Consider the following 22653-nt stretch of genomic DNA (forward strand, 5'->3'; position numbering starts at 1 on the left):
AAGAAAACACGTCCATTTCCTGAGTGTCTTGCGTCGGTGTAATTACAATAGAGAGCTAGTGTGGTGTAGCCTGCTGCTCGGGCCCATGTTGACACTGCCCAGTGCGATCAGCACAGCTCGGCGCCGCAGATTCGTGCCCAAGGCAGCGATACGGTTCATATCAACAGTATGCCTGCTGCGCGAGTATGTCTACGATGCGTTGGGCAACCTGATTGAAAAGCGCAGTGGCCTGCGCAAGCTGCGGACGTTTAGCCATGATTGCGAAAGCCGTTTGGTCGAGGCTGAAACGGTGATCAGCGGCAAGCGAGAAAGCATCGGCACCTATCGGTACTACAGCCTTGGTCTACGAATCGGGAAAACTTTCGAGATCGAAGACCAGACCGAGCATAAAAGCTTTCTCTGGCAAGGCTGGGGGCAGAGCAAAAAACTCTACTACTTCCACACCGACCAGAGTGGCACGCCGCTGGGGATGACGGACGTTGACGGAAGTATACATGGCAGGCCACCTACAAGGCGTGGGGCGAGCTTGAAACGCTCACAGTTAGTGACGTCGAGCAGAATCTGCGGTTTTAGGGGCAGTACTTCGACGACGAGACGGGGCTGCACTACAACACGTTCCGGTATTACGATGCGCAGGTGGGACGGTTTATTACTCAGGATCCAATTGGGTTGTCTGGTGGTAATAACCTTTATGCTTATGCACTGAATTCAACAAGGTGGGTGGATCCACTAGGGCTAAGCTGCGATGATACTAGCCAACTGTATCGAGGGGTAAGTGCGAAGCACCCTGATCTCGATAGCGCGAAAAACGGCGTAGTGAAGCCTGCAAATCCGCATGCGGATTTGACTCCTGAGCAACACGCACAGGGAGGAAGGACAGGAGAAAGCCAGTTTGTATCGTGGACTCCTAATAAAGAAATGGCATTGGAGCACGCTAACAAAGACGGGCCAGGCGGTGTGCTTTTAAGCGTACCTATCGGTGCGCCTGCCCAAGGCGCAACTTGGTCTTGGGGGGGGAGCCAAATCAATCAGTGGGGAGAGGCCGAGATGTTGCAATTAGGCACACGGACTGGCGTAAAAGTTAATAGGTTGTGAGGCTCGTAGTCATGGAGTATGCGAAGTATTTAAAGAGTATCATTCCACGAAATGAAGAATGGTCCACGCTTCTGAATGAAGTGCTAAGTTCTGACAGTCTAAAGCTTGGTAATCCTTACGAGGAGAATGTCAGCTTGCTATTAGCAAGATATGGGCGGAGAGCTAACTTTGACTATGGTTCGGAAAGTGGAGCTTTCGGATTAAGCGACCTAGTTGTTCGTTTGTCCTCATTTTCGTTGAGTGAGAAGTTACAGGTGTACCCTATGACTAACGACCTTTTTGATGGTGACTGTTTTGTGTGTAATGATGAAATCATTGGCTGTGCGTTCATCAAACAAGGTCGTGCGGTTTCGAGGGAGGGTCTATGGATCAATGGAATGAAAATAGAGTAAAGGCGCATCAAGTGCCAACGATATTACCGGCGACGCTGATCAGGTATTAATGCTCAACATTGGCGTGAGTCTTGGGCTGTAGGTGTGAAGAGTATGCATTCTATGTGTAGAGGTTTATATGAGTAAAGACAATCTATTGGCTTTACTTTTGGATTTAGTAAATAGTTGAATAAGGCCGAGAGGTTGCACGGTGAATATTCTTTGCCCTCGATTGTCAGCGATTATCAAAAAAGGTATTGAAATTTTGATTGCCAATGGTTTGCCCGGTAACCTTATAAAAAAGTCGCTGAGGGAGTATTTGGAGCTTGAGAGAATGGATCTTGCACAGCAGGAAGTTAGGAATTCTATTGATGGGGGTTCTTAATTCTATCTAATAAATAATTCCTAAGGCATTGTTATTAGTACTCTGGCTGTACTCCTTTTGCGAATTTGAGATCCGCGCCTCGCGAGCGCCAATGTGCCGGGCTGCTAGCTGAAAGTGCTTTGCATAAAAGTCCGCCGCATCGTTGTCACCCGCGGTGAAGATGAAGACTGCCTGCTCAGCGTTCACCTTCTGCAGCGAACACAGGTGAAAACCTCGCCGCCAGCGAACAAGCACTCAGGTTGAGTGCGACTTCCACAGTCATCTGGTCAAAAAGAAGTCATATTTAAAGCGCGCTAGCCGTCCAGATGCAGTGAGAGCAAGCGCGCTCCTTCAGGAGCGCGTTTACCGGTCGAGCGTCGATTACACGACGCTCTGGTTCCATAGTGCAGAGCCGCTTACTGACACGCCTCGCAATCCGGCTCATCAATCGCGCAGGCCTTTGGCACTGGCGCTGGGCCGGGTGCTGCTTCGGCTGGACGGGGGGCGGTGATCGCTGAGTCGTCCGGGCCGTGGCCGCCGCTGGAAACGGCGTTGAGCTTGCCGGTGTTGATGGTCGACTTCTCGGTGCTGGTCGCGGCCAGGGCACGGAGGTAGTAAGTGGTTTTCAGGCCACGGTACCAGGCCATGCGGTAGGTCACGTCGAGCTTCTTGCCCGATGCGCCGGCGATGTACAGGTTCAGCGATTGCGCCTGGTCGATCCACTTCTGACGACGGCTGGCGGCGTCAACGATCCACTTGGTGTCCACTTCGAACGCCGTGGCGTACAGGTCTTTGAGTTCCTGCGGGATGCGCTCGATCTGCTGCACCGAACCGTCGTAGTACTTGAGGTCGTTGATCATGACCGAGTCCCACAGATCGCGTGCTTTGAGGTCGCGAACCAGGTACGGGTTGATCACGGTGAATTCGCCCGAGAGGTTCGATTTCACGTACAGGTTCTGGTAGGTCGGTTCGATCGACTGCGATACGCCGGTGATGTTGGCGATGGTGGCGGTCGGTGCGATGGCCATGATGTTCGAGTTACGAATGCCTTTCTGAACGCGAGCACGCACAGGCGCCCAGTCCAGGGTTTCGTTCAGGTCGACATCGATGTACTTCTGGCCACGGGCTTCGATCAGGATCTGTTGCGAATCCAGCGGCAGAATGCCCTTGGACCACAGCGAGCCCTGGAACGTCTCGTAGGCACCGCGCTCATCGGCCAGGTCGCAGGAGGCCTGGATCGCGTAGTAGCTGACGGCTTCCATCGAGCGGTCGGCGAATTCGACGGCAGCATCGGAACCGTAAGGAATGTGCTGCAGGTACAGTGCGTCCTGGAAGCCCATGATGCCCAGACCGACCGGACGGTGGCGGAAGTTGGAGTTCTTCGCTTGCGGCACCGAGTAGTAGTTGATGTCGATCACGTTGTCGAGCATGCGCAGGGCAACGTCGATGGTGCGCTTGAGTTTGTCGGTGTCCAGCTTGCCGGCCACGATGTGGTTCGGCAGGTTGATCGAGCCCAGGTTGCAGACCGCGATCTCGTCTTTGTTGGTGTTCAGGGTGATCTCGGTGCACAGGTTCGAGCTGTGGACTACGCCCACGTGCTGCTGCGGGCTGCGCAGGTTGCACGGGTCTTTGAAGGTCAGCCACGGGTGGCCGGTTTCGAAGAGCATGGACAGCATTTTACGCCACAGGTCTTTGGCTTGGATGGTCTTGAACAGCTTGACCTTGCCTGGGTACTCGGTCAGCGCTTCGTAGTACTCGTAGCGCTCCTGGAAGGCTTTACCGGTCAGGTCGTGCAGGTCCGGCACTTCGGACGGCGAGAACAGGGTCCATTTGCCGTCGTCGAAGACACGCTTCATGAACAGGTCAGGGATCCAGTTGGCGGTGTTCATGTCGTGGGTACGACGACGATCATCACCGGTGTTCTTGCGCAGTTCGATGAACTCTTCGATGTCCATGTGCCAGGTTTCCAGGTAGGCACAGACAGCGCCCTTGCGCTTGCCGCCCTGGTTGACTGCCACAGCGGTGTCGTTGACCACTTTCAGGAAGGGCACCACGCCCTGGGATTTGCCGTTGGTGCCCTTGATGTACGAGCCCAGCGCGCGCACCGGTGTCCAGTCATTGCCCAGACCGCCTGCGAATTTGGACAGCATGGCGTTGTCGTGGATGGCGTGGTAAATGCCCGACAGGTCATCCGGAACGGTGGTCAGGTAGCAGCTCGACAGCTGTGGACGCAGGGTACCGGCGTTGAACAGGGTCGGCGTCGAAGCCATGTAGTCGAAGGACGACAACAGGTTGTAGAACTCGATGGCGCGGTCTTCACGGGCTTTCTCTTCGATTGCCAGGCCCATGGCCACACGCATGAAGAAGATCTGCGGCAGTTCGAAACGGATGCCGTCCTTGTGGATGAAGTAACGGTCATACAGGGTCTGCAGGCCCAGATAGGTGAATTGCTGGTCGCGTTCGTGGTTGATCGCCTTGCCCAGTTTTTCCAGGTCGAACTCGGCCAGCACAGGGTTGAGCAGTTCGAACTCGATACCTTTGGCGACGTAAGCCGGCAGCGCCTTGGCGTACAGGTCGACCATTTCGTGGTGAGTGGCGCTTTCGGCGACATCCAGGAACCCTAGCCCTTCGGCACGCAGGGTGTCCATCAGCAGGCGCGCGGTCACGAACGAATAGTTCGGTTCACGCTCGACCAGGGTGCGCGCGGTCATGACCAGCGCGGTGTTGACGTCGGTCAGGGCAACGCCGTCGTACAGGTTTTTCAGGGTTTCGTTCTGGATCAGGTTGGCATCGACTTCGGCCAGACCTTCGCACGCTTCGGTGATGATGGTGTGCAGACGACCCATGTCCAGCGGCGCCAGACTGCCGTCCTTGCTGGTGATACGGATCGACGGATGCGCCTGTACCGGCGCTTCTCCGATACGACCGGCACGTTCTTTGGAGCGGTCGTTACGGTAGATCACGTAGTCGCGAGCCACTTTTTGCTCGCCAGCGCGCATCAGCGCCAGTTCTACCTGATCCTGGATTTCTTCGATGTGGATGGTGCCGCCCGAAGGCATGCGACGCTTGAAGGTGGCGGTGACTTGTTCGGTCAGGCGGGCAACGGTGTCGTGGATACGCGACGACGCGGCGGCGGTACCGCCTTCAACTGCGAGAAAAGCCTTGGTGATGGCGACGGTGATCTTGTCATCGGTGTAAGGAACGACAGTGCCGTTGCGCTTGATCACGCGCAGCTGGCCCGGAGCGGTCGCGGACAGGTCCTGCTGGTGGGTACCTGTCTGCGGCGCGGGGGCCTGCGGATTCTCGCGAGTTGTGTCTGTTTGCATGGGTGTCTCCACGTTCTCTAAGTTTGTTTGGGCGTAAAACGCACCCACCGTTCCGTCTTGAGACAGTTGACCGACAAACGTCAGTCCAATGACTTCCAACGGCGGGAAGGGCTGGATGAGCACGTCCCTGGCTTGAAGTCCAAAAGGGCGCGGGTCTTGAGCCCGTCGCCCGTAAATAGTTGATCCTGAATGCGTACTGCCATTTTGCCGCGTAAACGTTGCAACACGTGTACCGATACGCGCAGATCGTGACGCTTGGGCAGTTGCCCTTCGCATGTGAGCGGTCATGCAGTAAAACCGGGGATAAATCAACCCGTTTAGCGCGAGAAAAACTGCTTGAAATCTCTCGTCGACTTGTGTTTGGTTTTTAGACTAAAACCCCACATGTAGGGGGTCAGCCCGCAACGGGCTACAAGATAATGCGTTTCGGACACCAATTGCAACGTGTCAGCTGTGGGTAAACCTGTGCGTAACTTGTGTGCGAAACGGGGAAATCGCGTGTAGGCCGCATGGCTACTGGGATGGGCCATTGGTCACTGTTTTTTCCGGGATTAAAAACAGATGCGCGGTTTTTCAAGGGCGCGAACCCTATCACGGAATTACGGTTTGGCAAGGACGTAGATGGGTGATTTTGCATGTTGCGTTTCATGTTTAACGCACTGGCCGCAGCAGGGTTAGAATCGCTCGCCCGGCACGCGTCGGGTTCTCTGACTTCATCGCGAGCACGCTCGTGCCCGCAGTCAATTGGCTTGAGATCTGGAGACCAGACGGTGCCGCAGCAACCTTGGCAGATGCTGACGTGCGATGACGTTGCACGCTATGACCTGAAGATTGTGCAGGGTCACAGCGCGCGGTCTGTGATTGCCCTGCCGCATCTGCTGCGAGGCGAGACGCTGGATCGGCTGCTGTTGCAGGTCTATGGGCCGACATTGATGCCCGAGAATTTGCCGGTGCTGGTCTCGCAGTGGTTCAAGTTCTATGCGATGCAACTGATACCGCCGGTGATCGTGGCCAGCCTTGCGCGTGATATGACCTGGCCATTGCAGCTGGATCAACTGGGGTTCGCCCTGCACGAACGAGGTGTTCTCGATGGTGTGAGGTTTGAAGGGGCAGCGTGTGCCGCATCGTCGTCCGATGATCCCTTCGAGCGCTTTGCAGCGTTGCTGGAAAACCTTCAGTCAGTGATCGAGCATCTGAGCTTATATGGCGAGGTCGCGCCGACCGTACTGTGGGGCAGCGCCGGAGATTATCTGGAAACCTGTTTGCGACAATTGACTGAGGTCGATCACCAGAGGCTGGAAATTGGCTACGGTCTCTTACGCCAGCGACTACAACCTGACGGGCGACGTAACCCGCTGTACCGGGCCATTACCTATATAGAAGGGCCGGATGGGCTACTGATCAGACGGCGGCGCACGTGTTGTCTGAGCTATCAGGTCGAGTGGGTAGGGCGCTGCGAGCATTGCCCGTTGCAGGGCAGCCCTTTGAACATCACTGATCTGTAGGCGCTTGAGGTGTTCCTGGTCAGGCGGGAATGGCCACCAGGCTCAACAGCTGCCCGTCGGCCACGCTGAATTGCGCCTCCAGCTCCTTGCCGCTGTGCCATTGCGCTGACAGATCGATCTTCAACCGTAGCCGTGCGCTGCCGTCTTCCGACCACGCAAGCAATTCGGCGTCTTCGAAATAAAAACGCTTGAGCACGATAGGGTAGAGGGCCTTGAACAGCGCCTCCTTGAGCGAAAACGTCAATGTCACCGCCAGCCCCGGCTGCTGCTTGGGGTTGGCGTTCAGGCGCTGCATTTCGTCGGAGGTCAGGATTTCCCCGGCCAGTCTTGATGCCCGGTCGTTGCTCATGAGCTGTTCGAGGTCCATGCCCAGCCCTCGCCAATGCTGCTTGTGGGCAACGATAGCGGCTGCCGAACCGCTGCTGTGGGTGATCGAGCCGCACAGGTCCTGTGGCCAGACCGGCGCGCGGTCTTCACCAATCGGCGGCACCTGTTCACGCCCGTCCAGTTGCCGCATCGCTTCGCGCGCACACAGGCGCCCGGCGAAAAACTCCGCCTGACGCTTGGCGACGGAACGCTGGATGCTCGCAGGAGGTTCGATCAGGCAGCGCTGAAAGTCACCCTCGACAAGCTTTTGGGGGGCGAAGCGGGCGCTGACCAAGACCGTATTGGCCAGTGCCTGAGGCAGGGGCCAGTGGGTGGTGAGGACAGGGCAGCAGGACGGGAGAAATGGAGATTGGCTCATGGGCGGCATTTTGCCGCGAGATCGGCGCAATGTCATTCAAGCTGGACGCCGCGCCTGAGGCCAGCGCTGGATCTGTGAAGGTGAGCCTCACGACGGCGGCGTTTCAACCGCTGAAATCAGCGAATGTACGGGCGCTATCGTGAGCAAGCTCACCCCCACAGGGATCAGGTCAGCTCCAGATTTCGGGGTGCCTGACACACGAGCATTCCACAGCAAACTGGCGCCTGCAGTGCTCCGCGTAGGCCGCCGATTTGTTGTTGCACTCAATTACAGCGTCGAGTTCCTCGCGAACTGCTCTTTGAGGAAGGCCTTCATGTCCGCCCACGAACTCATGTCTGCCTTTTCGTTGTAGCCGATGTCCGGCCCGCCATGATCGCCGTGGCTCAGCTTATCGGCGTCGGGGTTGGTGAAGCCGTGCTTGGCGCCGTCGATGCCGACGAATTTGTAGTCAGCCTTGGCCGCTTCCATTTCCTTTTTGAAATCCGCGACGTTTTGCGGCGTGACCATGCTGTCGGCGTTGCCGTGTTCGATCAGCATGGGCGTTTTGGTCACGCCTTCTTTTGCCGGCGTCTTGGTGGTCAGCGCACCATGGAAGCTGACCACTGCGGCCAATGGTTCACCCCGACGTGCCGCGTCCAGCACCACGGCCCCGCCCAAGCAATAACCGATGGCAGCAATTTTTTGCGGATTGGTTTCAGGCTGCTTCTTCAACTGCTCGAGCCCGGCGTCGAAGCGCTTGGCCGAGGCGTCGGCATCTGCGGTCGCGGCTTTCATGAAGGCCATGGCGTCTTTCGGGTGTTCGGTGTTCTTGCCTTCGCCGTACATGTCGATGGCCATGGCGCTGTAGCCCAGCACAGCCAGATCGCGGGCGCGACGCTTGGCGTAATCGTTCAGGCCCCACCATTCGTGCACCACCACGATGCCAGGACGCGGTCCTTTGATTGCATCGTCGTAGGCGTAGTAGCCGACCAGTTTGGTGCCGTCGGCGCTTTGGTAATCGATGGTGCGGGTTTTGACTTCTGCCTGAGCGAGGCCTGCCAGGCACATGAGGGTGAGGGCAATCAGAAAACGCATGTTTTTCTCCTTCGTTAGTCGTCGGGGTTCAACATCACTCGCAAAGTGGACTGATGAACCGCCGGATTTATCCATTGGCAGCGGTTCAGCCCAAGTTCAGTGAGTGTTCAGTGGGAGTTCAGCGATGAACGATTACCTTGGGCCCCGTACTCACAACAAGCGCGTGACGCTATAAGGAAATATTCATGCTCAAGTTCAATCAGTTCGTACTCGCTCTGGCTTTCATCAGTGGCAGTGCAGTCGCTCAAGCCTCTGAGGGTAGCAGTACATTCGGCGGTGTCACCTATGGCAACACCAGCGACAAGATTTCCAAATCCAACAACCTCAACCGCAACCTGAACAACCCCAATGCGGACGGGATCATCGGCAAAGACGGCACATGGGGCGTGCGGCTGGGTCAGCAAACTCAGGCCGGGCGTTACTACGCCACTTACGACAACGTTTCCGGCAATCACAATGGCCTGAAGCTGCGTCAGGAAAACCTGCTCGGCAGCTACGACGCGTTCATGCCGATTACTCCCTCTACCAAACTCTTCGGCGGCGGTACGCTGGGGTTCACCAAGCTGACCCAGGAGTCGCGTGGCAGCAGTCGCGACACCGGAATGGGTTACTCTGCGGGCCTGCAGGCCGGCGTTCTCCAACAGGTTTCGCAAAACGCTTCGGTCGAGTTGGGTTATCGTTACCTGCGCAGCAACGCCAGTACCGAAGTCTCACCACACGGCGTGTCCAAGGTGGGGTCGCTGAAACTCGACAGCAGCGCTCAGACTTACCTGGCTGCGAACTATAATTTCTGATCGTCAGATGGCTGGAAACTGCCGGGCGCATGCTTGACGTGCGCCCGGCAGGCTTATATCAGGGCTGTCCACCGCGACAGCAGGTTGAGGAAAATTGCATGAAACTGCTGGTTGTCGAAGATGAAGCCCTGTTGCGCCATCATTTGCAGACCCGCCTGACCGAAAGCGGCCACGTGGTGGAAGCGGTGGGCAATGCCGAGGAGGCGCTGTATCAGGCCGGGCAGTTCAACCATGATCTGGCGGTCATCGACCTGGGCCTGCCGGGCATCGGCGGCCTGGACCTGATTCGTCAGCTGCGCGCGCAGAACAAGGCCTTCCCGATCCTGATCCTCACGGCTCGCGGCAACTGGCAGGACAAGGTCGAGGGCCTGGCCGCCGGTGCCGACGATTACGTGGTCAAGCCGTTTCAGTTCGAAGAACTCGAAGCGCGGATGAACGCGCTGCTGCGCCGCTCCAGCGGTTTTACCCAGTCGATGATCGTTGCCGGGCCGCTGACGCTGGACATCAACCGCAAGCAGGCCTCGCTGGACGAACAGCCGCTGGCGCTGACGGCTTACGAATACCGGATTCTGGAATACCTCATGCGCCACCATCAGCAAGTGGTGCCCAAAGAGCGCCTGATGGAGCAGTTGTACCCGGATGACGACGAGCGCGATCCGAACGTGATCGAAGTTCTGGTGGGCCGACTGCGGCGCAAGCTCGAAGGCCCTTTGGAGTTCAAACCGATCGATACCGTGCGCGGTCTGGGTTATCTGTTCACTGAGCGCTGCCGATGATTCGATCGCTGCGCGTTCGATTGATGCTGGCCGCCGCGACGCTGGCGGTCATCTTCATGCTGTTGATGTTGCCCGCCTTGCAGAGCGCTTTCAGTCTGGCGCTGGAAAACGCCATCGAAAAACGCCTGGCGTCCGACGTGACGACGCTGATCTCTGCCGCGCGGGTCGAGGATGACCGGCTACTCATGCCGACGCTGCTCCCCGGAGAGCAGTTCAGCCTGCCGGATAGTCGTCTGCTCGGCTACATCTATAACCGCGCCGGCAAGCTGGTGTGGCGTTCCCGCGCCAGCGAAGACGAAGCCATCGACTATCAGCCGCGCTACGACGGGCTGGGCACCGAATTCGCCAAGATCCGCCAGCCCAATGGCGAGGAGTTCTTCGTTTACGACGTCGAGATCAAGCTGCTGGGCGGGCGAAACGCCGCGTACAGCATCGTCGCCGTGCAACCGGTGCGTGAGTATCAGCAAACCATTTCCGGGCTGCGCAAGAAGCTCTATCTGGGCTTCGGTGGCGCATTGCTGGTGCTGCTCATCCTGCTCTGGGTTGGTCTGACCTGGAGCCTGCGCTCGCTCAGAGGCATGAGCCAGGAACTGGACCAGGTAGAGGCCGGCTCCCGGGAAAGTCTCAGCGAAGAACACCCCAGCGAACTACTGCGCCTGACCAACTCCCTCAACCGACTGTTGCGCAGTGAGCGCGAGCAGCGCATTCGATACCGCGACTCGCTGGGCGATCTGGCCCATAGCCTGAAGACGCCGCTGGCGGTATTGCAGGGCGTCAGCGAAACCATCGCCAAGCGTCCCGAGGATCTGGAGCAGGCGCGCATTCTGCAATCGCAGATCGAGCGCATGAGTCAGCAGATCGGCTATCAGTTGCAACGCGCCAGCCTGCGCAAAAGCGGGCTGGTGCGGTATCACGTGGCGTTGAAGCCGGTGGTCGAGAGTCTGTGCAATACCCTGGACAAGGTGTACCGCGACAAGCGCGTGGGGGTCACGCAGGACTTGCCGGACGATTGTCAGGTGCAGATGGAAGAGGGCGCGTTGCTCGAAATGCTCGGCAACTTGCTGGAGAACGCCTACCGGCTGTGTCTGGGCGAGGTGCGCGTCAGTTGGCGGCCTTCGATGATGGGCGATGAATTGCTCATCGAAGACGACGGCCCGGGTGTGCCACACAGCCAGCGGGCACGAATTCTCGAGCGAGGCGAAAGGCTGGACCGACAGAATCCCGGCCAGGGCATTGGTCTGGCGGTGGTCAAGGACATCATCGAAAGCTACGGCGCGCAGCTGACCCTGGGCGATTCGGACCTGGGTGGCGCGGCATTCAGGATTCAGTTTGCGATCTAGGTTTGGTGATCGGGCCATACCTGCAGCCGCATTCGCCAGCAACCGTGTCCCTGCGACAATGCTGAAGGTTGTTTCTCTACATATAGCTCATTTGCCCGCACGCAGGTCCAGCCACCCCGCAGACCCTGTAGGAGAAGTCGGAGGTTACGACGGCAGCGAACGCGGTCGTTGGCCACAGATGAGCTACCTGACACCCCGAATTCGTCCAGCTCCGCCCCGCGGTTACTAACCCAGCCGAATATATAGAAAGGCGGATACCCGCCAGTGAAGGCGGTATTTTGTCGCTAATGGGCGGAAATCCGCCATTACGGCCCTGCTGTTTCGTCTATCGTTAACCAGGCAGTTCATACTGGCCGCGGCTTGCAGCAAGCCGGTAAAAGATGGCGCGGTGCTTGCATTAATGGGCGCAGAGGTCTGCCGCGCGCAACTCGACAACAACAAATCCCTCCGAGCAGGTGGGTTCGCACTTTAGGCATCGGTGTATCAGCAATGATTCAGGCCGAGGCTCTTGAGGAAACTGCAATGACGACTCGTCAGCCAATCTACAAATCCCTGTACGCCCAGGTGATCGTTGCAATCATCATCGGTATTGCCCTCGGTCACTGGTATCCCGAAACCGCCGTTCAGCTCAAACCCTTTGGTGACGCGTTCATCAAGCTGATCAAAATGGTCATCGCCCCCATCATCTTCTGCACCGTCGTCAGCGGTATCGCTGGCATGCAGAGCATGAAGTCCGTGGGCAAGACCGGTGGTTACGCACTGCTCTACTTCGAAATCGTGTCGACCATTTCCCTGTTTATCGGTCTGATCGTGGTCAACGTCGTGCAGCCTGGCGCTGGCATGCACATCGACCCGGCGACTCTGGATGCCTCGAAAATCGCTTCCTACGTGACCGCGAGCAAGGACCAGACAGTCGTCAACTTCCTGCTCAACGTGATCCCGGGCACCATCGTCGGCGCGTTTGCCAACGGCGACATCCTGCAAGTGCTGATGTTCTCGGTAATCTTCGGTTTTGCCCTGCATCGCCTGGGTGCCTACGGCAAGCCGCTTCTGGATTTCATCGATCGCTTCGCCCACGTCATGTTCAACATCATCAACATGATCATGAAGCTGGCGCCATTGGGTGCATTGGGCGCAATGGCCTTTACCATTGGCGCTTACGGTGTGAGCTCGCTGGTGCAACTGGGCCAGTTGATGCTGTGCTTCTACATCACCTGCCTGTTGTTCGTGCTTGTGGTGTTGGGCTCCATCGCTCGGGCGCACGGCTTCAACATCCTGAAGCTGATCAAGTACATCCGCGAAGAACTGCTGATCGTGCTGGGGACTTCCTCGTCTGAATCGGCTCTGCCACGCATGCTGGTGAAGATGGAGCGTCTGGGCGCGAAGAAATCCGTTGTGGGTCTGGTGATCCCGACCGGTTACTCGTTCAACCTGGACGGTACGTCGATCTACCTGACCATGGCGGCCGTGTTCATCGCGCAGGCGACTGACACCCACATGGATATCACCCAACAGATCACCCTGCTGGCTGTTCTGTTGCTGTCCTCCAAAGGCGCTGCTGGCGTCACCGGTTCGGGCTTCATCGTGCTGGCCGCTACGCTCTCGGCGGTCGGTCATCTGCCGGTAGCCGGTCTGGCGCTGATTCTGGGTATCGACCGCTTCATGTCCGAAGCACGCGCCCTCACCAATCTGGTGGGTAACGCTGTGGCGACGCTGGTCGTGGCCAAGTGGGTTAAGGAACTGGACGTGCCGCAGATGCAGGCAGAGTTGGCCTCGGGCGGACGCGCCATCGATCAAACCGTACCGCAGGACGATCTGGGCGTGGCTGAAGGCCCTGCTTCGGTAGGCCGTCCCTGATCGGTTAGCCTCGTTCTGAAATAAAAAGCCCGCCCACGGCTAACCGGGACGGGCTTTTTGTTGGCTGAAAAAGGCCCATGACCTGTAGGCGTGAGGCTCTCTTGAGCGACAGCCAGAGGGTTATTCCACTCGCGTCTGGCCGCTGAACACCAGAATCTCCCGACACCGGCGACACAGATACCGGCGTCCCTTGCGCACCAGCTGGTGCCGCTGCAAAGAGAACGGAAAATCGCTGTCCGGGCAGGGGCAGCGGTAGATATAGCGGGTCACGCTGCGGCGCTGGATTTCGTAGGTGTGGCAGCGGTTGGGCGGCAGTTCGTACACGCCCCGCATGATCAGCTGCCATTCCTCGCCGTGGGGCGCGATGGTGTCGCCAAACAGCTGATGGGCAACCAGATGCGCGACTTCATGGGCCACCGTCTGACGCAGGAAGTCGTCACTGTTTTCCCGGTACAACTGCGGATTGAAGCGCAGCATGTTTTCATGCAGATGCGCCACGCCGGCCTTCTGGCCGCGCAACTTGAGGCTGACGACAGGGCGTTTGAAAGGGCGTTTGAAGAAATCTTCGGCTTGTTGGTAACAGGATTCGACGCGGGTATTGAGTGGTTCGAGCATGCTTCATCGGTCTCCAGAGGACGCGAGTATGCCGCAAAGTGGGCGTTGGCCGAAAACCCGAGGCGCCGAATGGTCGGTCCATCCGATCCAGTCCGGCTCGTCGGACGGCGGTTTGATTGCATGAAATGCTGAAACGGCGCGACGCTTTCAGGGCCAACAGGCATTACCCACTTAAAGGTTTATGCGTAAAATACCGCCCCCTTCCTTAAGTCACAGCGAGCGGACGACAGCGCCATGGGCACCCTTTCAGTCAACCAGAACAAACTGCAGAAACGTCTGCGTCGGCTTGCGGGCGAAGCGGTGGCCGATTTCAGCATGATTGAAGAGGGCGACAAGGTCATGGTCTGCCTGTCCGGCGGCAAGGACAGTTACACGATGCTCGACGTGCTGCTGCATCTGCAGAAGGTCGCGCCGATCAAATTCGAAATCGTTGCCGTGAACATGGACCAGAAACAACCTGGCTTCCCGGAGCACGTGCTGCCTGCCTACTTGAAAGAACAGGGCGTCGAATACCACATCGTCGAAAAAGACACTTACTCGGTGGTCAAGGAACTGATTCCGGAAGGCAAAACGACGTGCTCGCTGTGTTCACGCCTGCGTCGCGGCACGCTGTACACCTTTGCCGACGAAATCGGCGCGACCAAGATGGCGCTGGGGCATCACCGTGACGACATCGTCGAGACCTTCTTCCTGAACATGTTTTTCAACGGCAACCTCAAGGCAATGCCGCCTAAATTGCGTGCCGACGATGGCCGCAATGTGGTCATCCGCCCGCTGGCGTACTGCGCCGAGAAGGACATCCAGGCCTATTCGGACATGAAACAATTCCCGATCATCCCGTGCAATCTGTGCGGTTCGCAGGAGAACCTGCAGCGTCAGGTGGTCAAGGACATGCTTCAGGAATGGGATCGCAAGACGCCAGGCCGTTCGGAAATGATCTTCCGCAGCCTGCAAAACGTCGTGCCATCGCAGTTGGCGGATCGCAACCTGTTCGATTTCACCAACCTGCGTATCGACGAAACCGCAGCTTCGCGGTTCGTGAATGTGGTGACTATCTGACGCCTTGCCGCAAGCGCGTAGAGTGAGGCTTGCTCAGCTGGACACCGATGATGCCTCGATCGCTCGGTGTCTCGCTTTATAACGCGCTCAGCGGATGTCGGCCGTGGACGTGCGCAGGCAGATCAATGGTTCACGGTGTACGACAGCATCGCTGACAGCTGGCTCATTGGCCGACCACTTTCGGCATGCCACTGATTGAACGCGGCCTGGACTGCCGCCTGATCGCGTTGACTGCTGGGCACCTTGTCGACAATCTTCTGGGCGTTGAGCGCGGCCACCACATCATGGCTCGGGATGAATGTGTCCTTGCCCACCATGCGCAGGAAACGCGGCGCGGACAGCCCGCCCATCTGATTGCCATGCTTGAACAGGTAACGCCACAGCCCAACGATATCGGTCACCGGCCAGTCGGCGATGAAGTTGCCGAAGCTGCCGTGTTCCTGCGCGATGTCGAGAATCAACTGGGCATTGCGCGGCACACTTTTGAGCTTGCCGAGATGGCGAATGATTCGCGCATCCTGCATCAGCCGCTCCAGATGGTCCGCTCCCATCAGCACGACTTTTTCCGGATCGAAACCAAAGAACACCTGCTCGAACGCAGGCCATTTGGCGTCCACCAGGCTGTGTTTCAGGCCAGCGCGGAACACTCTCAGGGCCATGGTGGACAGGTAACGATCGTCACTGAGGGCCTTGAGTTTTCTGGATGTGACCGGAGTCGGCAGGTGCGATTCGAGCGCGGCGGCGGAACCAAAGCGGTTGAGGCAGTATTCATTGAGCCATTTGTAGTCGTGCATGCCCTCTCCAAAAAAATACAGTTGCGCAAGGCGTGACCTGCGGGGGCTAGAGTGCTGGCGAAGTAGGCCGTACATTCCCACATTTTTTGGGCCTGACACCGCGCTTTCGCCAGCAGGCTCGTTCCCACGCAAGCTCGGGACGAACCGGAAATTGCGATGTCAGCCGGTGCCTTGGATGCCCGTGAGCGCTGCCGTTGAGCGTTTCGTTAGGAGTTCAGACAACGGCGCCGGTTCAATCGCACATCGTTCCGGGCGCCGGGTTTTCAGCTGCGCGCGGGTTCCAGCAGCAGTGCCGTTTTCGCCAAACGCTGGCCCAGTGCACGACACAGCGTGGTTTCGTGTTGATCCAGCGCACGCTTACCATCGGCCCCCGCGTGGTGGCTGGCGCCGTACGGCGTTCCGCCGCCACGGGTCTCGATCAGCGCCGCTTCGCTGTAGGGCAGGCCGCTGACCAGCATGCCGTGATGCAGCAGAGGCAGCAGCATCGATAGCAGCGTCGTTTCCTGGCCGCCGTGCAGGCTGGCGGTTGAGGTGAACACGCTGGCAGGCTTGCCCACCAATGCGCCGGTCAGCCACAGGTTGCTGGTGCCATCGAGAAAATACTTGAGCGGCGCCGCCATGTTGCCGAAGCGCGTCGGGCTGCCCATGGCCAGGCCGGCGCAGTTTTTAAGATCTTCCAGGGTCGCGTAGAGCGCGCCGTCTTCCGGGATGCTCGGTGCCACTGCTTCGCACTCGGTGGAGATTGCCGGAACCGTGCGCAGCCGCGCTTCCATGCCGCCCATCTCGATACCGCGGCCAATCTGCCGGGCCATCTCGGCGGTTGCGCCATTGCGGCTGTAGAACAGGACCAGAATGTAAGGCGCGCTCAAGGCAGAATCTCCAGGATTTTCTCCGGTGGACGACCAATCACCGCCTTGTCGCCGACGATCAGAATGGGCCGTTCGATCAGCTTGGGATGGGCGGCCATGGCGGCAATCAGTTGCTCGTCGCTGAGGCTGACGTCGGCCAGGTTCAGGGTCTTGTATTCATCTTCCCCGGTGCGCAGCAGGTTGCGCGCGCTGATGCCAAGGTTGCCGAGCAGGTCCCGCAACTGGGCGGCGTCGGGCGGGGTTTCCAGATAGCGCACCAGGGTCGGGGTCAGCCCTCGTTCCTCAAGCAATTCCAGCGCGCCACGGGATTTGGAGCAGCGCGGATTGTGATAAAGCGTCAGTTCGGTCATTTGCGGGTCGCATCTTTCGTAAAGTGGCGGGTATTCTACCGTGGTGACGGTAAAGGCCAAGACAAGGCCAGCGCCGGTTTTTGATCAAAGGAACGAGTAATCATGGCAAGGCGTTTGGCAGCAGCGGTGGCGCTGATCGGAAGTGTGTTGCTCAGCGGGTGCGGAGCGGATCTGGGGACGGACCAGAATGGTCAGAAGATCGCCAGCGACCGCATCGACAAGCATTGGCTGGTGGTCAACTATTGGGCCGAATGGTGTGGCCCGTGCCGTACCGAAATTCCGGAACTGAATAAACTGGCCGAGCAGGTCGGCGGGCAGAACGTCAGTGTGTTCGGGGTCAACTTCGACAATCTTCAGGGTGAAGACCTGAAAACCGCCAGCAACGCGCTGGGCATCACGTTTACCGTGCTGGCCCAGGATCCGGCCGATCAATACGAGCTGCCCAAGAGCGAAGCCTTGCCAATCACCTACATCATTGACGACAAGGGCAAGGTGCGCGAACAGTTGATGGGCGAGCAGACCGCAGCCGGTGTGATGCAGAAACTGACGGAGTTGAAGGGCAAGGGCTAACGCTCCTTATCCCGCCATCACGTCCGATGGCAGGAGCCAGTCAGCTGGCTCCTGCAGTGTGTGCGTCGAAGATCAACCTTCGTCGGGCCAGAACCGCAGCGGCAGGCCAGCGCCGGGCCACAACTGCAACTGCTCGACCTGCGACACATCCCAGCGCTGGATCGTGCCCAACGCTTCGAGGAACCGATGTTCCTGTTCCACCAGCGCCGGTGCGCACAGTTTGCGGGTGCTGCCCACCGGCCCGAAACTCAACGCTTCACCGTCCAGTCGATACGCTGCGAACCAATGGTTGCAGCCTGCATTGCCAAAGGCCCGACCGTCGTTGCCCAAGGTCATGGTCAGGTGGCTGTTGTCGAGCAGCGGACGTTCACCGATCCACTCCAGCCCATAGCCATGATCACGCCTGAGGGCTTCGGTGTTGGTCGCACAGCCGGTCAGCAGCGTCGCGGCGAACAGGGTCAATACCAGCGATTTCATGCAGCGCTCTTGGCGCAGGCCGGGCACAGATGGGTCTCGCCCACGGTCTTCCAACCCAGCTCGGCGATGCGTGCGGCCGCGGCCGGTTTCAGGGCTTTCTTGCCGTCCTTGCCATCGACCATGAACTCGATGTCCTTCTCTTTGCCACACGCGTTGCAATTGACTTTCCACTGGTGAATCGCAAGCTCGGTGAATGCTGGACCATTGGCCACCGCGACCCATTGGCCGGGCGGATTGATCAGGTGCCGGACCTTTTCCACATTCAGGCGCATGTACAGGTCTTTGCTGCCTTTGACAGTGACGAGCAAGACGTCGTCGTGCTTGATCGAGCCGCCGTTGCCGGTCACTTGATAGCGCCCGACAGCCAGGCTGCGGCATTCGATCAGGGTGTGCTGCGGGGTGAGCATGCTGTAGCGAAAATCGTGTTCGGCCATGAGGGTCTCCAAATTTGCGCGCATGCTAACACTTTAGAGGCCGATTCCCGCTGCCGGTGGGCGGCAGAGCTCGGTCGCGAAGCAGCACTTATGAGAGAGAGCGAATCCATTGACGGTACGGCGGCACGGCCGCCGCGCTTCTTTCGTTTGCACCTTTTATTGTGAATGAATGCGCTCGCGCAGAGTATTTTAGGCATCCGGGGGCGCTGGATCTACACCAGATTCTGCGGGCTCCCCGCCGCCCAGCGCGCAATGTTTTCCAGCGTCGTCTGTGCAATGGCGCCCAGCGCCTCGCGGGTCAGAAACGCCTGATGCGCGGTGATCACCACGTTCGGGAACGTCAGCAACCGCGCAAGCACGTCATCCTGCAGCGGCAGATCCGAGCGGTCCTCGAAGAAGAGTTGCGCTTCCTCCTCATACACATCCAGCCCCAGATAACCCAGTTGGCCGCTTTTCAGCGCCTCGATCAGCGCCGGGGTGTCGACCAGCGCGCCGCGTCCGGTGTTGATCAACATCGCGCCACGCTGCATGCCTGCCAGCGAGTGTTGATTGATCAGATGCCGGGTGTGCTCATTGAGCGGGCAATGCAGACTGATGATCTGCGCTTCGGCCAGCAGTTGATCCAGCGGCAGATAGCGGGCGCCCAGAGCCTCTATCAGAGGATTGGGGTACGGATCATAAGCCAGCAGCTTGCAACCGAAACCGGCCATGATTCGCGCGAACGTGGCGCCGATCTGTCCGGTGCCAACCACGCCGACGGTCTTGCCCACCAGGTCGAAACCGGTCAGGCCGTGCAGGGTGAAGTCGCCATCGCGGGTGCGGTTGTAGGCGCGGTGCAGGTGCCGGTTAAGGGCCAGGATCAACGCCACCGCATGCTCGGCCACGGCGTGGGGTGAATACGCCGGAACCCGAACCACGCTGATGCCCAGGCGACTGGCGGTGGGCAGGTCGACGTGGTTGAAACCGGCGGAGCGCAGGGCGATGAGCTTGGTGCCGCCGGCAGCCAGGTGTTCGAGGACGGGGGCGCTGAGGTCATCATTGATGAAGGCGCAGATCACCGGATAGCCGTCAGCCAGCGCCGCGGTGTCGAGGCTCAACCGCGCGGGCTGGAAATGCAGCTCGATCCCGGGTGTGAGCTGCGCAGCGCCGGCAAAACTGTCACGGTCGTAGTTCTGGCTGCCGTAAAGGAGGGTGCGCATGAGGGTTCCTTCTGAGACTTCGCATTCGCTGATGCGCCGTGGGAGCAAGCTTGCTCGAAAAGGCAATATCACAGACATATTGATGTCTGTGACCGAAGCGGCCTCTTCGCAAGCAAGCGTGTTCCCACAGATTTAGGGTTGGCTTTCATTAAGCAGGGCAGGGCCATTCGAACCATTGACCCATATCAAGCCGTCACCCGGGCTTCGATTTCCAGTCGGGTGATTGCCTGCTCCAGATCGTCCAGGGCCTTTTCGCTTTCCGGCGAGTCCTGTTTGAGCAGGGTTTCGCTGCGTTGGCAGGCGGCGCGCAGTTGTGGCACGCCACAATAGCGGGTGGCGCCGTGCAGGCGGTGGACGCGTTCGATCAATGCCACATGGTCGTGGGTTTCGCGCGCCGCGTGGATGGCTTCACGGTCAGTGTCCAGCGAGGCCAGCAGCATCGCCAGCATGTCGGCAGCCAGATCGGCCTTGCCTGCCGCCAGACGCAAGCCTTCCTCATGATCGAGCACTTGCAGGTTCACGCCGGCGTGGCTGATCTCGTGATGGCGCTCCGGCGCCTGATTACGCAGCGCCAGGCCGGTCCATTTGAGTACCACCTGGGCCAGCTGCCGTTCGCTGATCGGCTTGGTCAGGTAGTCGTCCATACCGCTTTGCAGCAGCGCGCGTTTTTCATTGGCCATTGCATGGGCGGTGAGGGCGACAATCGGCAGCGAGGTGGCGTGACGCTCGGTTTCCCAGCTGCGAATGGCCTCGGTGGCCTGACGTCCGTCCATGCCGGGCATCTGCACGTCCATCAGCACCAGGTCGAATGTCTCGTCCTGCACCGCCTGAACCGCAGCATAGCCACTGTCCACTGCCAGCACCTTGGCGCCCATGTCTTCGAGCAACGTCTGCACCAGCAGCAGGTTGGCGGGATTGTCGTCCACGCACAGGATGCGTGGTGGACGGCTGGAAACCGGCTCGGGCGCTTCGTTGCGCAGCTGCTTGGGGGTGATCAGCTCTGACAAAGCGCGGCGCAGCTTGCGCGTGCACGCAGGTTTGGCCTGCAACTGGCTATAAGGATCAGGCACCGACGCCTGATACAGCGCCTGTTCGGTGGTCGGGCACAACACCAGCACCTTGCAGTCGAGGTTTTCCAGATCCCAGATTTGCTGGCGCAAGCGCTCGGGCGGCAATTGGTGCGCAGTCACCCCGAGCACGGCCATTTCGATGGAGTGGGGCGTTTGGTGAACCACCGTAACGCCGTTGATGAGGTTTTCCAGGTTGTTGAACACCATCGGTTGCAGGCCGCAGTCTTCCAACTGGTGTTCCAGCGCCTGACGCGCCAGATCGTGGTGCTCCAGCACCGCCACGCGACGGCCCATCAACGGCGGGGAGGGCAGGTCTTCGAGGTCGTCGCGGGTCTTGGGCAGCGCCAGGCTGATCCAGAATTGCGAACCTTCACCGGGGGTACTTTCCACGCCGATCTCGCCACCCATCTGCTCGATCAGCCGCTTGGAAATCACCAGCCCCAGGCCGGTGCCGCCGGAGTGCCGTGATAACGAGTTATCGGCCTGACTGAAGGCCTGAAACAAGGCGCGCACGTCCTGGCTCGACAGGCCGATGCCGGTGTCCTGCACACTGATGCGCAATTGAACCTTGTCATCCTGCTCATCTTCCAGCATGGCCCGGGCGACAATGGTGCCCTCACGGGTGAACTTGATCGCGTTGCTCACCAGATTGGTCAGGATCTGCTTGAGGCGCAACGGGTCGCCCACCAGCGACAATGGCGTGTCGCGGTACACCAGGCTCACCAGTTCCAACTGTTTGGCGTGAGCAGCGGGGGCGAGAATGGTCAGGGTGTCCTGCAACAGATCGCGCAGATTGAACGGAATGGCGTCGAGCACCAGCTTGCCGGCCTCGATCTTCGAGAAATCGAGGATTTCGTTGATGATGCTCAACAGGTTGTCGGCAGATTTTTCGATGGTCCCCAGATAGTCGTACTGGCGCGGCGTCAGTTCGCTTTTTTGCAGCAAATGGGTAAAGCCGAGAATGCCGTTGAGTGGCGTGCGAATCTCATGGCTCATATTGGCCAGAAACTCGGACTTGATACGGCTGGCTTCCAGCGCTTCCTTGCGTGCCATATCCAGCTCGATGTTCTGGATCTCGATGGTCTCCAGGTTCTGTCGCACATCCTCGGTGGCCTGCTCGATATTGTGCTGCAGTTCTTCCTGAGCGTTCTGCAAGGTTGCGGCCATGCGGTTGATGCCCGAGCCGAGTTCGTCCAGCTCGTTGCTGCCCATCAGCGGCAGGCGCGCTTCGAGATTGCCGTCCTTCAATTGCGCGACCACATGCTTGATCTGAGCGATCGGCCCGTTGATGGTGCGGCTCATGCGCAACGCCAGGACCGCGGTCATGCCCAGCCCGGCGGCGATCAGCAGCAGGCTTGCAAACAGGCTGCGATAGCCGCGCAGCAAGGTGCCGCTGTGAGACAGTTCCAGCTCGACCCAGCCCAGCAGGCGGTCGGCTTCCTCCGGGATGATTTCGCCGGTCAGGTGCCGGTTACGCCCGAACACCGGCATCAGATAACGCGTTGCGTCGTTATCGGACCGCTGCAGCATGTGCGTGCTGTTACCGATCGGCGCCTGATTGATCATCGATGGCCCTGCATGGGCCAGCACCATGCGGTCAGCGTCGAGAAACGACACCGCGCGCACATCGGCCTGTTCCAGAACCTGTCCGGCGATGCGTTCGAGCATGGCCTCGTCGCGATGGGCCAGCGCGGCAGCGGATAAGGGTGCCAGTTCGTTGGCGATCATTTCGCCGCGCTTAAGCAGTTGAGTCTGTAGCTCCGAGAGCTGCATCCAGGTGAAATAGCCGCCCAGCAGCCCCGCCATCAGGCAGGTCGGCAACAGGGTCAACAACAATACGCGGCCTTTGATGCCCAGCTTGGTCAGCACATTCTTTCTCCGGCAATCACGGTCAGGTGCGCGCTTGTTCCGCAAGATCGCAGCAAGGCCTGCACCCTGGTCGCCTCTGGACGTCGTTTGGTTTGCGCAG

Annotated in this window: 19 protein-coding genes and 1 pseudogene; 9 read left to right on the plus strand and 11 right to left on the minus strand. The window is 59.0% G+C overall.

Annotation, left to right across the window (positions count from 1 at the left end):
* Positions 1 to 69: 69 nt before the first annotated feature.
* Positions 70 to 186: pseudogene (locus EC915_RS25185) on the plus strand (type IV secretion protein Rhs); the annotation flags it as partial.
* Between the two features lie 414 nt (positions 187 to 600).
* Positions 601 to 1095, plus strand: coding sequence for an RHS repeat-associated core domain-containing protein (locus tag EC915_RS25555; protein WP_372237862.1), 495 nt, complete (start codon positions 601 to 603; stop codon positions 1093 to 1095).
* A 1151-nt stretch (positions 1096 to 2246) separates the two neighbouring features.
* On the opposite strand, the gene EC915_RS07845 is transcribed toward EC915_RS25555, so the two are convergent.
* Positions 2247 to 5156, minus strand: a complete 2910-nt coding sequence (locus EC915_RS07845; RefSeq protein WP_133749956.1) for a ribonucleoside-diphosphate reductase subunit alpha — start codon at positions 5154 to 5156, stop codon at positions 2247 to 2249.
* Between the two features lie 770 nt (positions 5157 to 5926).
* On the opposite strand from EC915_RS07845, the gene fhuF reads away from it, so the two are divergent.
* Positions 5927 to 6661: a siderophore-iron reductase FhuF gene (fhuF, locus tag EC915_RS07850; RefSeq protein WP_166650942.1), complete on the plus strand. Its 735-nt coding sequence runs from the start codon at positions 5927 to 5929 to the stop codon at positions 6659 to 6661.
* A 19-nt stretch (positions 6662 to 6680) separates the two neighbouring features.
* Here the strand turns inward: fhuF and EC915_RS07855 are convergent, their stop codons facing one another.
* Both EC915_RS07855 and EC915_RS07860 read right to left on the minus strand, forming a co-directional pair.
* Positions 6681 to 7406 carry a 4'-phosphopantetheinyl transferase gene (locus EC915_RS07855; RefSeq protein WP_218568072.1) on the minus strand — a complete coding sequence of 242 codons (726 nt, stop codon included), beginning with the start codon at positions 7404 to 7406 and terminating at the stop codon, positions 6681 to 6683.
* A 267-nt stretch (positions 7407 to 7673) separates the two neighbouring features.
* Positions 7674 to 8480, minus strand: a complete 807-nt coding sequence (locus EC915_RS07860) for a dienelactone hydrolase family protein (RefSeq protein ID WP_133749958.1) — start codon at positions 8478 to 8480, stop codon at positions 7674 to 7676.
* A 185-nt stretch (positions 8481 to 8665) separates the two neighbouring features.
* Here EC915_RS07860 and EC915_RS07865 point away from each other — a divergent pair, with 185 nt between their 5' ends.
* The 4 genes from EC915_RS07865 to EC915_RS07880 all read left to right on the plus strand — a co-directional run bounded on the left by EC915_RS07865 (position 8666) and on the right by EC915_RS07880 (position 13247).
* Complete coding sequence (locus EC915_RS07865; RefSeq protein WP_133749959.1) at positions 8666 to 9274, plus strand: hypothetical protein; 609 nt, start codon at positions 8666 to 8668, stop codon at positions 9272 to 9274.
* Positions 9275 to 9372: 98 nt separating this feature from the next.
* The gene (locus tag EC915_RS07870) at positions 9373 to 10050 is read left to right on the plus strand and encodes a response regulator (RefSeq protein WP_133749960.1); all 678 of its coding nucleotides are present in this window, start codon (positions 9373 to 9375) and stop codon (positions 10048 to 10050) included.
* Positions 10047 to 11390, plus strand: coding sequence for an ATP-binding protein (locus EC915_RS07875; protein ID WP_133749961.1), 1344 nt, complete (start codon positions 10047 to 10049; stop codon positions 11388 to 11390). Before EC915_RS07870 ends, EC915_RS07875 begins: the two co-directional genes overlap by 4 nt.
* A gap of 522 nt (positions 11391 to 11912) precedes the next feature.
* A complete protein-coding gene (locus EC915_RS07880) occupies positions 11913 to 13247 on the plus strand; it encodes a dicarboxylate/amino acid:cation symporter (RefSeq protein WP_133749962.1) in 1335 nt (444 codons plus the stop codon).
* A 120-nt stretch (positions 13248 to 13367) separates the two neighbouring features.
* Here EC915_RS07880 and EC915_RS07885 read toward each other — a convergent pair whose 3' ends face one another.
* Positions 13368 to 13862 (minus strand): SprT family zinc-dependent metalloprotease, encoded by a 495-nt coding sequence (locus EC915_RS07885; protein WP_133749963.1) that lies wholly within the window; start codon positions 13860 to 13862, stop codon positions 13368 to 13370.
* Positions 13863 to 14096: 234 nt separating this feature from the next.
* Between EC915_RS07885 and ttcA the strand changes: the two genes are divergently transcribed.
* Entirely contained in the window at positions 14097 to 14921 is an 825-nt protein-coding gene (gene ttcA, locus EC915_RS07890) for a tRNA 2-thiocytidine(32) synthetase TtcA (protein WP_133749964.1), read from the plus strand.
* A gap of 122 nt (positions 14922 to 15043) precedes the next feature.
* On the opposite strand, the gene EC915_RS07895 is transcribed toward ttcA, so the two are convergent.
* From EC915_RS07895 to arsC, 3 genes are all read right to left on the minus strand, one after another.
* A complete protein-coding gene (locus EC915_RS07895; protein WP_133749965.1) occupies positions 15044 to 15715 on the minus strand; it encodes a DNA-3-methyladenine glycosylase I in 672 nt (223 codons plus the stop codon).
* 263 nt (positions 15716 to 15978) lie between these two features.
* Complete coding sequence (wrbA, locus tag EC915_RS07900) at positions 15979 to 16584, minus strand: NAD(P)H:quinone oxidoreductase (protein ID WP_133749966.1); 606 nt, start codon at positions 16582 to 16584, stop codon at positions 15979 to 15981.
* Positions 16581 to 16934, minus strand: coding sequence for an arsenate reductase (glutaredoxin) (gene arsC / locus EC915_RS07905; RefSeq protein WP_133749967.1), 354 nt, complete (start codon positions 16932 to 16934; stop codon positions 16581 to 16583). The genes wrbA and arsC overlap by 4 nt, the downstream gene beginning before the upstream one ends.
* Positions 16935 to 17036: 102 nt before the next feature.
* On the opposite strand from arsC, the gene EC915_RS07910 reads away from it, so the two are divergent.
* Positions 17037 to 17504 carry a TlpA disulfide reductase family protein gene (locus EC915_RS07910; RefSeq protein WP_133749968.1) on the plus strand — a complete coding sequence of 156 codons (468 nt, stop codon included), beginning with the start codon at positions 17037 to 17039 and terminating at the stop codon, positions 17502 to 17504.
* Positions 17505 to 17576: 72 nt separating this feature from the next.
* On the opposite strand, the gene EC915_RS07915 is transcribed toward EC915_RS07910, so the two are convergent.
* The 4 genes from EC915_RS07915 to EC915_RS07930 all read right to left on the minus strand — a co-directional run bounded on the left by EC915_RS07915 (position 17577) and on the right by EC915_RS07930 (position 22553).
* Positions 17577 to 17981 carry an META domain-containing protein gene (locus tag EC915_RS07915; RefSeq protein ID WP_133749969.1) on the minus strand — a complete coding sequence of 135 codons (405 nt, stop codon included), beginning with the start codon at positions 17979 to 17981 and terminating at the stop codon, positions 17577 to 17579.
* A complete protein-coding gene (locus EC915_RS07920; RefSeq protein ID WP_133749970.1) occupies positions 17978 to 18415 on the minus strand; it encodes a hypothetical protein in 438 nt (145 codons plus the stop codon). Before EC915_RS07920 ends, EC915_RS07915 begins: the two co-directional genes overlap by 4 nt.
* A gap of 212 nt (positions 18416 to 18627) precedes the next feature.
* A complete protein-coding gene (locus tag EC915_RS07925) occupies positions 18628 to 19614 on the minus strand; it encodes a 2-hydroxyacid dehydrogenase (RefSeq protein ID WP_133749971.1) in 987 nt (328 codons plus the stop codon).
* Positions 19615 to 19799: 185 nt separating this feature from the next.
* A complete protein-coding gene (locus EC915_RS07930; protein ID WP_133749972.1) occupies positions 19800 to 22553 on the minus strand; it encodes a response regulator in 2754 nt (917 codons plus the stop codon).
* Positions 22554 to 22653 lie beyond the last annotated feature (100 nt).

Source organism: Pseudomonas sp. LP_7_YM, assembly GCF_004364435.1.
In the GTDB taxonomy this organism is placed as follows: Bacteria; Pseudomonadota; Gammaproteobacteria; order Pseudomonadales; family Pseudomonadaceae; genus Aquipseudomonas.